Here is a 12,129-nt window from a genome sequence, read left to right on the forward strand (position 1 = left end):
AACCAGCTAATATGATCCCCGAATCGGGGGTGGCGGGGCTATGGCGGGCAGACGTTGGTGACCGGCGTGCTCGACACAGTCACGCACGAAGCGATGCTCTTCGCAGCGATTGGCTTCGCTATTGGCGGGCTAGACGATCTTTTGGTCGATATACTGTACGCTATTCGCCTGATCGCGCTGCGATTACGCGGTGACGCCCCGCTCAGCCTGGCAATGCTTCGCCCGCCGCCGATACGGATCGCGGTGTTCGTCGCCGCGTGGGATGAATCGGACGTCATCGGCGGGATGGTGCGCACCGCGCTCGCGCGCTTCGGGCGTGGCGATTACCGGATCTATGTCGGCACCTATCCCAATGACCGGGCGACGATCGACGCGGTGACGGCAGCGGCGGGAGGTGACCCAAGGGTGCGGCTCGTCGTGGGTGAGCTGCCGGGGCCGACCACCAAGGCGCACTGCCTCAACGTAGTGTGGCGCGCGATGCTCGACGACGAAGCGCGCGACGGCCGGATGGTCGATGCGATCGTGCTCCACGATGCCGAGGATGTGGTGCATGCCGGCGAGTTGCAGGTCTATGCGCATTTTCTGGCCCGGGCGGATATCGTGCAGATCCCGGTGTCGCCGCTGGTCGATCGTAGCTCGCGCTTCGTGTCGGGGCATTATCTGGACGAATTCACAGAACTCCACGCCAAACAGGCGCTGGTACGACAGGCGCTTGGCGCGGCGATGCCGCTCGCCGGTGTCGGGTGCGCGATTTCCCGGCCGATGATGGCGAAGGTCGCAGAGTTGCGCGGTGGGGTGCCGTTCGACGCGACGAGCTTGGTCGAGGATTACGAGCTCGGGCTGACGGTTGCGGGCCTGGGCGGTCGCGCGGTGTTCGCGCGGGTGGCCGAGCGGCCCGGCGGTCCGCCGGTCGCGGTGCACGCGTACTTCCCCGCGCGGCTCGATGCGGCGGTTCGGCAAAAGGCGCGGTGGATGACGGGGATCGCGCTTGCCGGATGGGATCGGATTGGTTGGGGGCGGCGCTTCGACCTGGGAGATCACTGGATGCGGATGCGCGACCGCCGCGCGCTGATCGCGCTGCTGTTGTTGCTTGCGGCCTATGCCGCGCTGGTGGGGTGGGCGCTGGGTGCGGGGCTGCACTGGTGGTTCGGGACCGCGCCCGATCCGCTGTCGCCGGCGCTGCGTTGGCTGCTGGCGGTCAATGCCGGCCTGCTGCTCTGGCGCACCGCGATGCGGATGGCGTTCGTGGGGGCTGCCTATGGGCGGATCGAGGCGATGCTGTCGGTGCCGCGGATGTTCGTCAGCAACGTGATCGCGCTGCTGGCGGCGAGGCGCGCGCTGTTTCGCTATGTCGGGCTCCTGCGTGGGCAGGCGCTTACCTGGGACAAGACGCGGCATCATTTCCCCGATCTCGCCGAAAGCGATGGGGGATGAGCAGTGCCGGGCGGCCCTTGTGGTTCGTCGGCTATGTGCTGGGGGGCTGGATCGCGCTGCGCGTGGCGTTCCTGCTGCCCGAAGCGGTAGAAATGGCGGCACCGTCGCTGGTGGCGCAGGCTTCGCCTGCGGCGATGACGGTGATGGCGCGAGAGGCGGTGGTCGAGCGAGTGGTGATTTCGGTAACGCGGCCCGTCCCGGTTGTCGCGATAGGAAAGGCGATGCCCGAATCCATCCTGCCTTACCCGCCTAACCTCATGCTCGCAACGTCGCCTTCGCCACCGGCGTTCATGGGCGCGGACGTCCGTCAGGAACGCTGGGCGCCGTCACCGCGTCCGTCGATCGTGCCTGCCACGCGTGGGGAGGGGCGGTTCAGCGGCACCGCCTGGCTCGTCGCACGCGACGGCGGGCGATCGTTGTCCGATGCCGGGCAGCTAGGTGGATCGCAGGCGGGGGTGCGATTGCGCTATGCGCTGGGCGAGACGGGAAGGTTTGCGGCAACTGCGCGGGTGGCGACCCCGTTGCGGGGGAGCGGGAGCGAAGCGGCGCTCGGCATCGAATGGCGTCCGGTCGGCGCCAATGTCGCGATGATCGCTGAGCAGCGCTTCGGGATCGACGGCACCGCCGATGGGCAGGCGGTGTTCGCAGTCGGCGGGGTCGGGCCGACCTCGATCGCGGCGGGGCTGATCGTCGAAGGCTATGGCCAGGCCGGCGCGGTGGCGCGCGGCCGCGCGATCGAGGGTTTCGCCGACGGTGCGCTGCGACTGACGCGCCCGATCCTGCCCGGGGTCACAATCGGCGCCGGTGCCTGGGGCGGGGCGCAGCGCGATGCCCAGCGGCTCGATCTGGGGCCGACCGCAACGATCGCATTGCCCGTAGCAGGCCGATCGTTGCGGCTGTCGGTCGATTGGCGCCAGCGCGTGGCGGGCAAGGCCACCCCGGGGTCGGGCCTCGCCGTCACGCTGGGGACCGATTTCTAGCCGCGCTTGGCGGCGATATAGCGGTCGACCTGCTCCTCGAGCACGTTGAGCGGCATCGCGCCATTGCCCAGGATCACTTCGTGGAAATCGCGAATGTCGAAGCGGCTGCCCAGCGCCTTCTCCGATCGCGCGCGCAGCTCGGCGATCTTGAGCTGGCCGATCATGTAGCTGGTCGCCTGGCCCGGATTGTTGATGTAGCGCTCGACCTCCTTGACGATGTCGCGCTGCGCCAGCGACGAATTCTCTTGGAAATAGGCGATCGCCTTTTCGCGCGACCAGCGCTTCGAATGCATCCCGGTATCGGTGACCAGCCGGATCGCGCGCCACATCTGGAGCGAGAGCATGCCGAACTCGTCATAGGGATCGCTATACGCGCCCATCTCCTTGGCGAGCCGCTCGGTATAGAGCCCCCAGCCTTCGGAATAGGCGCTGTAGCCGCCGAGCCGGCGGAATTTGGGCATGTCTGGCAGTTCCTGCTGCCGGGCGATCTGGAAATGATGGCCGGGCGCGCCTTCATGGACCGCGATCCCTGCGGTCTGCACCTTTTGCACCTGCCCCATATCGGCGAGGTTGACGTAGAATATGCCCGGTCGCGAGCCGTCGGGGGCGGGGCGGTTGTAGAAGGCGACTGCGGCGGTGTCCTGCCGCCAAGCCTCGACCGCGCGCACTTCGAGCGCCGCCTTGGGCAAGGTGTGGAAATAGCGCGGGGCGGCGGCCATCATTGATGCGATCACGGCGCGCGCGTCGTTCAGATACACCTCGCGACCCGCAGCCGAATTCTCATATTTGAAGCGTGGATTGCTGCGGACGTCCTCGAAGAACCCGCCGAGCGTGCCCTTGAAGCCGACGCGGTCCTTCACCGCCTCCATCTCGGCACGAATGCGCGCGACCTGCGCAAGGCCGACCTGGTGAATGGCGTCGGCGCTCATGGCGGTAGTGGTGTTCTGCGCAAGGCGGGCGGCGTAATAGGCTTCGCCATTGGGCAGGCTCCACGCGCCGTCATTGCCCTTGGCTTGCGGCTCGATCTCGTCGAGCGCGGCGAACAGCGTGGTGAAGCCCGACTTGAACGGGCCGGTGAGCGCGGCGCTGGCATCGGCGACCAGCTTTGCCTTGGTCGCGGCGGGCGCATCGAGCGCGGCTACCTTCTTCCTGAAGTCCGCGAGCAAGGTGCTGTCTTCGCCCGCGGTGAAGGGCGCGCCGGTGATGACTTTCTGCGCGTCGGCGCGCGCGGGGGCGAACACCATCTTGGGCGGGATGATCCCCTTGCCGGCCTGCATGCGCATGTGCGCGGCAACCTCGCCCATCACGCGATCGGTCTCGGCGATGCGCGCGATATAGGCTTGAGCATCGGCGACGCTGGCGATCTTGTGCTGGTTGATCAGGAAGACCGGGATCGACCCTGCCGGGCTGCCATTGGTCGAGACGGGGAAGCTATAGTCGCGAAAGGCATATTGGCGACGCTGGTTTTCGACCTGGGTCTCGAACAGCCGGTAGCTGAGGCGTCCGCTTTCGCTCAGCGCATCGGGGCGGAACTGGCGGCGCATTTCCGCAAGCGTAGCTTCGGCCATCGCCATCCGGCGTTCGCCCTCGGCGGAAGTGTAGTCGTCGAGCTTGTCATAATCGGTCTTGCTGCCGAAGCTGGTGAGCGTTTCGGGGCTGAGCGCGACCGCCTCGTCGAACGCCCTGTCGAGGAAGGCGAGCAGCCGCGCGTCCTCGGCATTGGCACCGGGAGCAGCGGCGGGCTGGGCAGAGACGGCCTGCGGCGGCGTGGTCGCGGCGCAGCCGGGGACAAGCAGGATCAACGGCAGCAACAGGCGAGGCGACATGGATAGCCCTTGATTGGCGGGCGATCGGCCCGGGGAAGCGGCAAGGCTAACCGGCGGGGCAGGCGGCGGCAATGCGTTTCGAAATAGGTACCCTGTCACCGTTCGTTTCGAGCGAAGTCGAGAAACGCTGGCCGGGTACGTCCGCGCGGTTTCTCGACTTCGCTCGAAACGAACGGTGATCGAGCGGGCAATGACATTGCCCACTAATCCGCCGCTCAGTCGTCCTCGTCTTCGAAGCCCAGCAGGTCGAGCGCGCGCGCCTTGATCTGGCGCTGGGCGCACCAGTGGACCAACGCGTCCTCGCGGCCATGCGTCACCCATACTTCACGCGGGGCAATTTCCAGGATCGTCGCGGTCAGCTCGTCCCAATCGGCATGGTCCGACAGGATGATCGGCAGCTCGACCTGCCGCTGGCGCGCACGCTGGCGCACGCGCATCCAGCCCGATGCCATCGCGGTGATCGGATCGGGCAGCCGCCGCGACCAGCGATCGTTGAGCGCCGATGGCGGTGCCATCACGATCCGCCCGGCAAGCTCGGCCTTTGGCACGCCGGCGGCGGGGCGCAGTTCGCCCAGATCGACGCCGTGCGCCACATACAGGTCGCACAGGCGTTGCAGCGCGCCGTGCAGATAGATTGGATCGGTGAACCCCAGCACGCGCAGCTCGCGAATCACCCGCTGCGCCTTGCCCAGTGCATAGGCGCCGACCAGCACGCAGCGATCGGGTTCGGCGCGCAACGCAGCCAGCAATTTGTCCATCTCGTCATGTGTGTGCGGATGGCGGAACACCGGCAGGCCGAAGGTCGCCTCGGTGATGAAGACGTCGCATTTGACCGGCTCGAACGCCGCGCAGGTGGGGTCTTCGCGGCGCTTATAGTCGCCCGAGACCACCACGCGCTCGCCCGCATGGTCGAGCACGATCTGCGCCGATCCCAGCACATGCCCTGCGGGAACGAACGAGATGTCGACCTCGCCCAGCCGCAGCGTCTGGCCATAGGCGACGGGGTGCCCGGCCTGCTGCCCATAGCGCACGTCCATGATCGCCAGCGTCTCGGGGGTCGCCCACACTGCGCCATGTCCGCCGCGCGCGTGATCGGCATGGCCATGCGTCACCAGCGCGCGCGGCTTGGGTTGCGAGGGATCGACCCAGGCATCGGCCGCGGGAATATAGATGCCCTCGGGCTTGGGTTCGATCCATCGGCCTGGGCTCATCGGTTCCATGTGGTGGCGCGGCGGCGCCATGCAATTGGATCGAACGCGTTTCGCCGTCGTTGGGCAGGCGAAGGAGAATAGCATGTCGTTCGATTTTAGCTCGGTTTGGGGCGCGCTCACGATCATCGGGCCGATCATCCTGGTGATCGCGATCGTCTGGGCGATGCGCAACAATCGCGGCACCGCGCGCGAAGTCCAGGCGACCGAGGAAGCGACGCGCCGCAATTACGACGAGCAGGAAAAAGCCGACAAGGCCGCCGACGAACGTTGAGGCACTGGTTGCGTGACGCCGGCATTCGCGGTTGCCCGGCGCGCCGCGATGCCGGATTGAGCGTGGCATGACCGCCGCCAATCTACCCGCGCAGCTTACCGACTGGTTTGCTGCGCGTGGCTGGCAACCGCGCCGGCACCAGCTCGATATGCTGGGTGCAGCGCGCGCGGGGCGTCACGCCCTGCTGATCGCCGCTACGGGCGCGGGCAAAACGCTGTCGGGGTTCCTGCCGACGCTGACCGCGCTGATCGAGCGCCCGCACGAGGGCATCCACACCCTCTATATTTCGCCGCTCAAGGCGCTGGCGATCGACGTGCAGCGCAACCTGCTTACCCCGATTGCCGAGATGGGGCTGTCGATCACCGTCGAGGCACGCACCGGCGACACGCCGTCCGACCGCAAGGCGCGGCAGCGCGCCAAGCCACCCAACATTTTGCTGACCACGCCTGAATCGCTGAGCCTGTTGCTGAGCTATCCCGACAGCTTCACGATGTTCGCCGGGATACGCTGCGTGGTGGTCGATGAAGTCCACGCCTTTGCCACCGGCAAGCGCGGCGATCTGCTGTCGCTGGGGATGGCACGGCTACAGGCGATAGCGCCTGCGATGCGCCGGGTCGCGCTGTCGGCGACTGTAGCCGATGCCGATGGCTATCGCGCTTGGTTGGCACCCGATGGCGATATCGACACCGTCGAACTGGTGCAGGGCGAGGCGGGGGCCGATCCCGATATCGCCATCCTGCTGCCACAGGGGCGGGTGCCGTGGTCGGGCCATTCGGGGCGCTATGCCGCGCCGCAGGTGATGGCGGCGATCGCGCAGCATCGCACCACGATCGTGTTCAGCAATACGCGCGGGCTGGCCGAGCTGATCTTTCAGGATTTGTGGAAGGTCAACGACGCCAATCTGCCGATGGGGGTGCATCACGGCAGCCTGTCGCGTGAGGCGCGGCGCAAGGTCGAATCGGCGATGGCAGACGGACGGCTGCGCGCGCTGGTCGCCACCGCCAGCCTGGACCTGGGCGTTGATTGGGGCGATGTCGATTGCGTGATCCAGATGGGCGCGCCCAAGGGATCGTCGCGGCTGCTCCAGCGGATCGGCCGCGCCAATCACCGGCTCGACGAGCCGTCCAAGGCCATTCTGGTTCCCGGCAACCGCTTCGAATATCTCGAAGCGCGCGCCGCGCTCGACGCGGTACATGCTGGCGAGCTTGATCCTGACATCTTCCGCCCCGGCGCGCTCGACGTGCTGGCGCAGCATTTGATGGCGTGTGCGTGCGCCGCGCCGTTCGATGCTGCGGTCATGCTGCACGAAGTGCGCGGGGCGTTGCCTTATTCGGCGCTGACCGACGAGGTGTTTGAGCGTGTGCTGCAATTCATCGCTGATGGGGGCTATGCACTGAAGGCCTATGATCGGTTCAAGCGGCTGGCGAAGGGGCCGGACGGATTGTGGCGGGTGGCGCATCCGCGCTTCGTGACCCAGCATCGGCTGAATGCGGGGATCATCGTCGATGCCGCGACGCTCGAAGTACGCTTCAGGAACGGGCGCAAGCTGGGAACGGTCGAGGAATATTTCGCCTCTACCTTGTCGCCGGGCGATACGTTTTTCTTCGCCGGCATGAGCCTGGAGGTCGAAAAGATCGATCAGCTCGATCTGGTCGTGCGTGCGACCTCGCGGCCCGCGCGGATCCCGAGCTATGTCGGTGCACGGCTGCCGCTGTCGACCAATTTGGCGCATCGGGTGCGCACCTATCTCAACGATCGCAGCGCCTGGCACGATTTCCCCCCCGACGTGCGCGAATGGCTGGAGATGCAGGGCAACCGATCGGTATTGCCCAAGCCCGGCGAGCTGCTGGTCGAGACCTTCCCGCGCGAGGGGAGGCACTACATGGTGATGTACAGCTTCGAGGGATGGAACGCGCACCAGTCGCTGGGGATGCTGGTGACACGGCGGATGGAGCAGTTGGGGCTGAAGCCGATCGGGTTCGTGTCGAACGATTATGCGTTGGCCTGCTATGGGTTAGAGCCGATCACCGATCCTGCGGCTTTGTTCTCCCCCGACATCCTCGAGCATGAATTTGTCGAATGGGTGCAGGGTTCGGCGCTGCTCAAGCGCGCTTTTCGCGAAGTTGCGGTGATCGGCGGGCTGGTCGAACGGCAAATTCCGGGCAAGAAGAAAACCGGCAAGCAGGTGACCTTCTCGACCGACCTGATCTACGACGTGCTGCGCAAATACGAGCCCGGGCATTTGCTGCTCCAGGCGGCGTGGGACGATGCGCGCGCGCGGATGACCGATGTTGGGCGGCTGGCCAGCCTGCTCGACCGGGCGGCTGCGACGATGCTGCATGTCGAGCTCGATCGCGTGAGCCCGCTCGCGGTGCCGGTGCTGGTGCTGATTGGCCGCGAAAGCGTGGCCCAAGGTAGCGCCGACGACGCGCTGCTCGAAGAGGCCGAAGTGCTGGCGGCCGAGGCGATGCGCGCCGATTGAATCCGATTGTTGACGCGCCCGCTGAGGCGTATGCTGCGCCGATGCTGCGTACCTTTGCCCTTTGGGCCTGTACCCTGATCGCGTGCCCGGTTGCTGCGCAGGAAGTGCCGACGCCGGTCGTCGCCGAGCCCACCGATCCGCTTGCCGAACCCCCGGTCGATCCGCTCGCTGCGGTGCTCGCCTTCACCGATTATGACGAGCGAATGAGCGTGCCGGTGCGGCTCAACGGCAGCGGCCCCTATCGCTTCATCATCGACACCGGCGCCGAGCGCACCGTCATCGCGCACCAGGTGGCGGGGATGCTGGGGCTGGCGGCGGGACGCACCGTCAATATCGCGGCGATGACGGGTAGCAGCCCAGCCGCGACGGTGCTGATCCCCTCGCTCGAGATCGACGCGGTGCCGCGCGGGCTGCGGATCGAGGCGCCCTCGCTGGATCGTGCGCATCTGGGCGCCGACGGGCTGGTCGGGATCGATTCGCTTGCCGGCAGCGCGGTGCAGATCGATTTCGAGGCGAACGAGATGCACGTCGCCAAGGCGTTTCGCCGCCGCCGTGCCTCGAACCCGGGCGAAATCGTCGTTCGCGCCAAGACGCTGGCGGGCCGGCTGATCGTGTCCGATGCGTCCTACGCCGGCAAGCGGATCGCGGTGATCCTCGATACCGGCACCAGCGTGAGCATCGGCAACGCCAAGCTGCTCGACCTAGTGCGCAAGCGATCGACCCCGCTGCGCCCGGTGGAGTTGACGAGCGTCACCGGCGACGTGCTGATGGTCGAGCATCACCAGGTACCGCGGATCACGATCGGCGGTGCCGAGTTTCAGCATCTGGGGATCGCGTTCGCCGATGTCGCGCCGTTCCGGCGGCTGGGGCTCGACGATCGCCCGGCCTTGTTCCTGGGGATGGATGCGATGCGGCTGTTTCGCAAGGTGCGGATCGACTTCGCCAATCGCGAAGTCCGCTTCCTGCTGCCGCGCCAAAGCTTCCGTACCGCCTCGCTCACCGGCACGCGGATGCCGTGAACCGGTTGCACGCGTCTGCCCGACGCGGCATAGGCGGGGCTATGGTTCCCTTTTCGTTCGCTGGGCATGACTTTGCCGCCTTGGCCGATGGCGCGCTGTTCTGGCCCGCTCGCCGCGCGATGCTGGTCGCCGATCTGCATTTCGAAAAGGCGAGCTGGTTCGCGTCGCACGGCCAGATGCTGCCCCCCTATGATTCGATGGAAACGCTCGACCGGTTGCAGGCGGCGGTCACACGTTGCGACCCGCGCGAGATCTGGTGCCTGGGCGACAGCTTTCACGATGCAGCGGGCTGCGATCGTTTGCCTGCTACGGTACAGGATGGGTTGCGATCATTGGTCGGCGGGCGGCGCTGGGTGTGGATCACCGGCAATCACGATGCCGGGATGATCGATCGCTGCGGCGGCGAGGTCCTCGCCGAAGCCGTCGTCGACGGGGTGGTGCTTCGCCACGAGGCCGAGGCGGGCGAGGCGCGTCCCGAAATGTCGGGGCATTTCCATCCGAAGCTGCGCGTCACGGTACGGGGGCGCAACATCGCGCGGCGCTGTTTCGTCGCGACCCCGACCAAGCTGATCCTGCCCGCGTTCGGCGCGCTGACCGGCGGGCTCGACGCGACGCATCCGGAGATCGTTCGCGCGGTTGGCCCGGGGGCGCAGGCGTTGGTGCCGCTCCCCGATCGCATGTTGCGGTTCGCGCTCGCGGCCTGAGTTGCGCGGGGCGGCTTTAGAAAGCGCCCGGCACCTCGCGCTGCATCGGCGTCGGGCGCAGCGGCACCAGGAGTTCCTGGCCTTGTGCGACCGACTGACCCGCATTCCTGCCCGCGGTTTGCCCCGGCATCGTCGCCGCGGCCTGGGTGCCGGCGATCGGCGTACAGCTGCGACCGGCGAGGAAATCGAGCGCGCGCGCGGTCGATTGCTCGCGCGGATCGCCCATCGGGAAGTTCAAGTCGTCGCTCGCCTGGCAGCTCGCGCGAACGGTGGAGGCCAGCCCGCCATAATAGTCGCCTTGGTTGTCGGCATTGACCGTCGCGAACGCGACGACGCGCAACCGATCGTCGCATTCGGCGCGGTCGAGCGCGATCTGGCCGACGGGCTTGCCGAAGGTGTTGGTGCCGATCAGCGCGGCGCGGTTGTTCAGATAGGGGATGAAGGCATTGACGATCAGCTCGCTTGCCGATGCCGAACCGCCGGTGCCGATGAAGGCGACTCGCATCGGCGCGATCGTCTGCGGTTGCTGCGCGAAGAATTTGGTTCGGTTCTCGGCGGTCTTTTCGGGGCGGAAGCGCAGGGTGCTGAAGATCTGCGACGGGGTCCGGTCGCCGCCCATCAAGTCGCCGAGCAGTTCGGCAGTGCTGAGCAACCCGCCGCCATTATAGCGGACATCAACGATCAGATTGGTGATCCCCTCGGCGCGGAAGCGCGCAAAGGCTTCGCGCATTTGCGGATCGGCCGACAGAATGAAGGTGCGCAGGTTGAGATAGCCGACGCGCTGGCCGCCATTGTCGATCACGCGTGCGCCGTAGCGTGACGACACCGGCGACAGGTTGAAGTTCGCCTTGGCGACCGAGACGTCGCGCTGGAACCCGTCGAGGCCGCGAACGCGCAGCACGCGGGTAGTGCCCGGGGTGTCGGGGCCGAACGCATTGGTGAGCGCGGCATTGCCTCCGCTATTCACAATGTCCTGCACCGTGCGAACGTCCGCGGTCGTGGTGCCGATGCCGATGATCTGGGTACCGCGGTCGATCCCTGCTGCCAGCGCCGGCGCGTCTTCGAACGATTCGCTCACCACCAGCTGGTTCGATGCATTGACCGCGAGGCGGAAGCCGAAGCCTGCGGTGGCGCCCGAGCTGTTGAAGGCGTTCTCCTCGGCGATCGAGGTGACATAGGTGAAGAACCGGTCGCGACCCTGCGTCCGTGCGGTTGCGGTCAGTCCGTCGACATAGGTGTCGAGCGTCGAAAAGCCCGCGGGGTCTAGCGCGGCGGGCAGCGTTTCGGGGAACAGATACCATTCGCGCATCTGCGCGAGCACCCAGCTCTGGCGGGCACCCAATGCGCACGTGCCGGTCGCCGGCGGGGTTGGGGTGGGTGATGGCGTGCCGCCGGTATTGCCGCCGCCTGGCTGGACCGCGATCGATCCCGACCCTCCGCCGCCGCATGCCGCCAGCAACATCGCCGACGCCACCACCGCCGACAATGTGCGATGCCGAACCGAGTTCTTACGCATAAACTTACGCCCTCACGAGGATGCGGAGAGCATGTCAGCGCGTCATGCGCCCGGCAAGCGGCAAATGGGGTTCAATAGGGCGGCGCGCGTCGCTCGCGCTGCGCACCCGCCGCCTCGATCCACCAGCGCAGATCGTCGGCGAAGCGCGGGAACGCCTTAGCGAGCGCCTGGCCGCCGTCGCCGGTCGGCTGGCCGTCGGCATCGAGCGCCTGGCCGATACCGCCGACGGTGAGCGTGCTCGAAATCACCGCCATCCCCATTTCGGCGAGTGTCGCGTGCCAGGCCGAATTCGCGCGCGCCCCGCCCAGCCGGCCCGCCGAATAGCTGGCAATCGCCGCGGGGCGCCAGAACCATTCTTCGAGGAAATGGTCGGTGAGGTTCTTGAGGCCGGGCTGCATGCCCCAATTATATTCGCCCGCGACGAAGACAAAGCCGTCGGCGGTGCGGATCTTGTCGGCGAGCGTCGCTAGGTTCGCGGGTGCCTCGCCCTCGGGATATTCCTTGAACATCCGATCGAGCATCGGCAGCCCGACCGCCTTGGCGTCGATCAACTCGACATCGTCGCCACGCGCCGCCAGCGCCTCGACCAGATAGTGCGCGAGCCGGATACCCTGGCGATCGCGGCGATAGGAGCCGTAGAAGACGAGAATACGGTGCGGCATTGCGATTGCTTTCGGGGCACGCCC

General features: G+C 67.0%; 10 protein-coding genes. 6 read left to right on the forward strand and 4 right to left on the reverse strand.

The window, feature by feature from the left end:
• The first annotated feature begins 57 nt into the window (after positions 1 to 57).
• The gene (locus tag OKW76_RS13855) at positions 58 to 1,434 is read left to right on the forward strand and encodes a glycosyl transferase family protein (protein ID WP_322740095.1); all 1,377 of its coding nucleotides are present in this window, start codon (positions 58 to 60) and stop codon (positions 1,432 to 1,434) included.
• Complete coding sequence (locus OKW76_RS13860; protein ID WP_265549439.1) at positions 1,431 to 2,414, forward strand: hypothetical protein; 984 nt, start codon at positions 1,431 to 1,433, stop codon at positions 2,412 to 2,414. Before OKW76_RS13855 ends, OKW76_RS13860 begins: the two co-directional genes overlap by 4 nt.
• Here the strand turns inward: OKW76_RS13860 and OKW76_RS13865 are convergent.
• Both OKW76_RS13865 and OKW76_RS13870 read right to left on the reverse strand, forming a co-directional pair.
• Positions 2,411 to 4,240 carry a DUF885 domain-containing protein gene (locus OKW76_RS13865; RefSeq protein ID WP_265549440.1) on the reverse strand — a complete coding sequence of 610 codons (1,830 nt, stop codon included), beginning with the start codon at positions 4,238 to 4,240 and terminating at the stop codon, positions 2,411 to 2,413. The two genes, OKW76_RS13860 and OKW76_RS13865, sit on opposite strands and share 4 nt — an antisense overlap.
• Positions 4,241 to 4,455: 215 nt before the next feature.
• Positions 4,456 to 5,451 carry a ligase-associated DNA damage response exonuclease gene (locus OKW76_RS13870; RefSeq protein ID WP_265549441.1) on the reverse strand — a complete coding sequence of 332 codons (996 nt, stop codon included), beginning with the start codon at positions 5,449 to 5,451 and terminating at the stop codon, positions 4,456 to 4,458.
• A gap of 82 nt (positions 5,452 to 5,533) precedes the next feature.
• On the opposite strand from OKW76_RS13870, the gene OKW76_RS13875 reads away from it, so the two are divergent.
• The 4 genes from OKW76_RS13875 to pdeM all read left to right on the forward strand — a co-directional run bounded on the left by OKW76_RS13875 (position 5,534) and on the right by pdeM (position 9,927).
• Positions 5,534 to 5,722 (forward strand): hypothetical protein, encoded by a 189-nt coding sequence (locus OKW76_RS13875; protein WP_265549442.1) that lies wholly within the window; start codon positions 5,534 to 5,536, stop codon positions 5,720 to 5,722.
• Between the two features lie 67 nt (positions 5,723 to 5,789).
• A complete protein-coding gene (locus tag OKW76_RS13880) occupies positions 5,790 to 8,204 on the forward strand; it encodes a ligase-associated DNA damage response DEXH box helicase (protein WP_265549443.1) in 2,415 nt (804 codons plus the stop codon).
• 41 nt (positions 8,205 to 8,245) lie between these two features.
• On the forward strand, positions 8,246 to 9,223 hold the full coding sequence (locus tag OKW76_RS13885; RefSeq protein ID WP_265549444.1) for a retropepsin-like aspartic protease: 978 nt from the start codon (positions 8,246 to 8,248) through the stop codon (positions 9,221 to 9,223).
• A gap of 41 nt (positions 9,224 to 9,264) precedes the next feature.
• Positions 9,265 to 9,927 (forward strand): ligase-associated DNA damage response endonuclease PdeM, encoded by a 663-nt coding sequence (gene pdeM / locus OKW76_RS13890; protein ID WP_265549445.1) that lies wholly within the window; start codon positions 9,265 to 9,267, stop codon positions 9,925 to 9,927.
• 16 nt (positions 9,928 to 9,943) lie between these two features.
• On the opposite strand, the gene OKW76_RS13895 is transcribed toward pdeM, so the two are convergent.
• Together OKW76_RS13895 and OKW76_RS13900 are read right to left on the reverse strand one after the other, a co-directional pair.
• Entirely contained in the window at positions 9,944 to 11,443 is a 1,500-nt protein-coding gene (locus tag OKW76_RS13895) for a S41 family peptidase (protein WP_265549446.1), read from the reverse strand.
• A 71-nt stretch (positions 11,444 to 11,514) separates the two neighbouring features.
• Positions 11,515 to 12,105 (reverse strand): NADPH-dependent FMN reductase, encoded by a 591-nt coding sequence (locus OKW76_RS13900; protein ID WP_265549447.1) that lies wholly within the window; start codon positions 12,103 to 12,105, stop codon positions 11,515 to 11,517.
• Positions 12,106 to 12,129: the final 24 nt, after the last annotated feature.

This window comes from Sphingomonas sp. S1-29 (assembly GCF_026167545.1).
Lineage (GTDB): Bacteria > Pseudomonadota > Alphaproteobacteria > Sphingomonadales > Sphingomonadaceae > Sphingomonas.

Bases quoted from the DNA above. Each gene is read 5' to 3' on its own strand.
- OKW76_RS13860 (WP_265549439.1), top strand. From the start codon at position 1,431: ATGAGCAGTGCCGGGCGGCCCTTGTGGTTCGTCGGCTATGTGCTGGGG.
- OKW76_RS13865 (WP_265549440.1), bottom strand. From the start codon at position 4,240: ATGTCGCCTCGCCTGTTGCTGCCGTTGATCCTGCTTGTCCCCGGCTGC.
- OKW76_RS13870 (WP_265549441.1), bottom strand. From the start codon at position 5,451: ATGAGCCCAGGCCGATGGATCGAACCCAAGCCCGAGGGCATCTATATT.
- OKW76_RS13875 (WP_265549442.1), top strand. From the start codon at position 5,534: ATGTCGTTCGATTTTAGCTCGGTTTGGGGCGCGCTCACGATCATCGGG.
- OKW76_RS13880 (WP_265549443.1), top strand. From the start codon at position 5,790: ATGACCGCCGCCAATCTACCCGCGCAGCTTACCGACTGGTTTGCTGCG.
- OKW76_RS13885 (WP_265549444.1), top strand. From the start codon at position 8,246: ATGCTGCGTACCTTTGCCCTTTGGGCCTGTACCCTGATCGCGTGCCCG.
- pdeM (WP_265549445.1), top strand. From the start codon at position 9,265: ATGGTTCCCTTTTCGTTCGCTGGGCATGACTTTGCCGCCTTGGCCGAT.
- OKW76_RS13895 (WP_265549446.1), bottom strand. From the start codon at position 11,443: ATGCGTAAGAACTCGGTTCGGCATCGCACATTGTCGGCGGTGGTGGCG.
- OKW76_RS13900 (WP_265549447.1), bottom strand. From the start codon at position 12,105: ATGCCGCACCGTATTCTCGTCTTCTACGGCTCCTATCGCCGCGATCGC.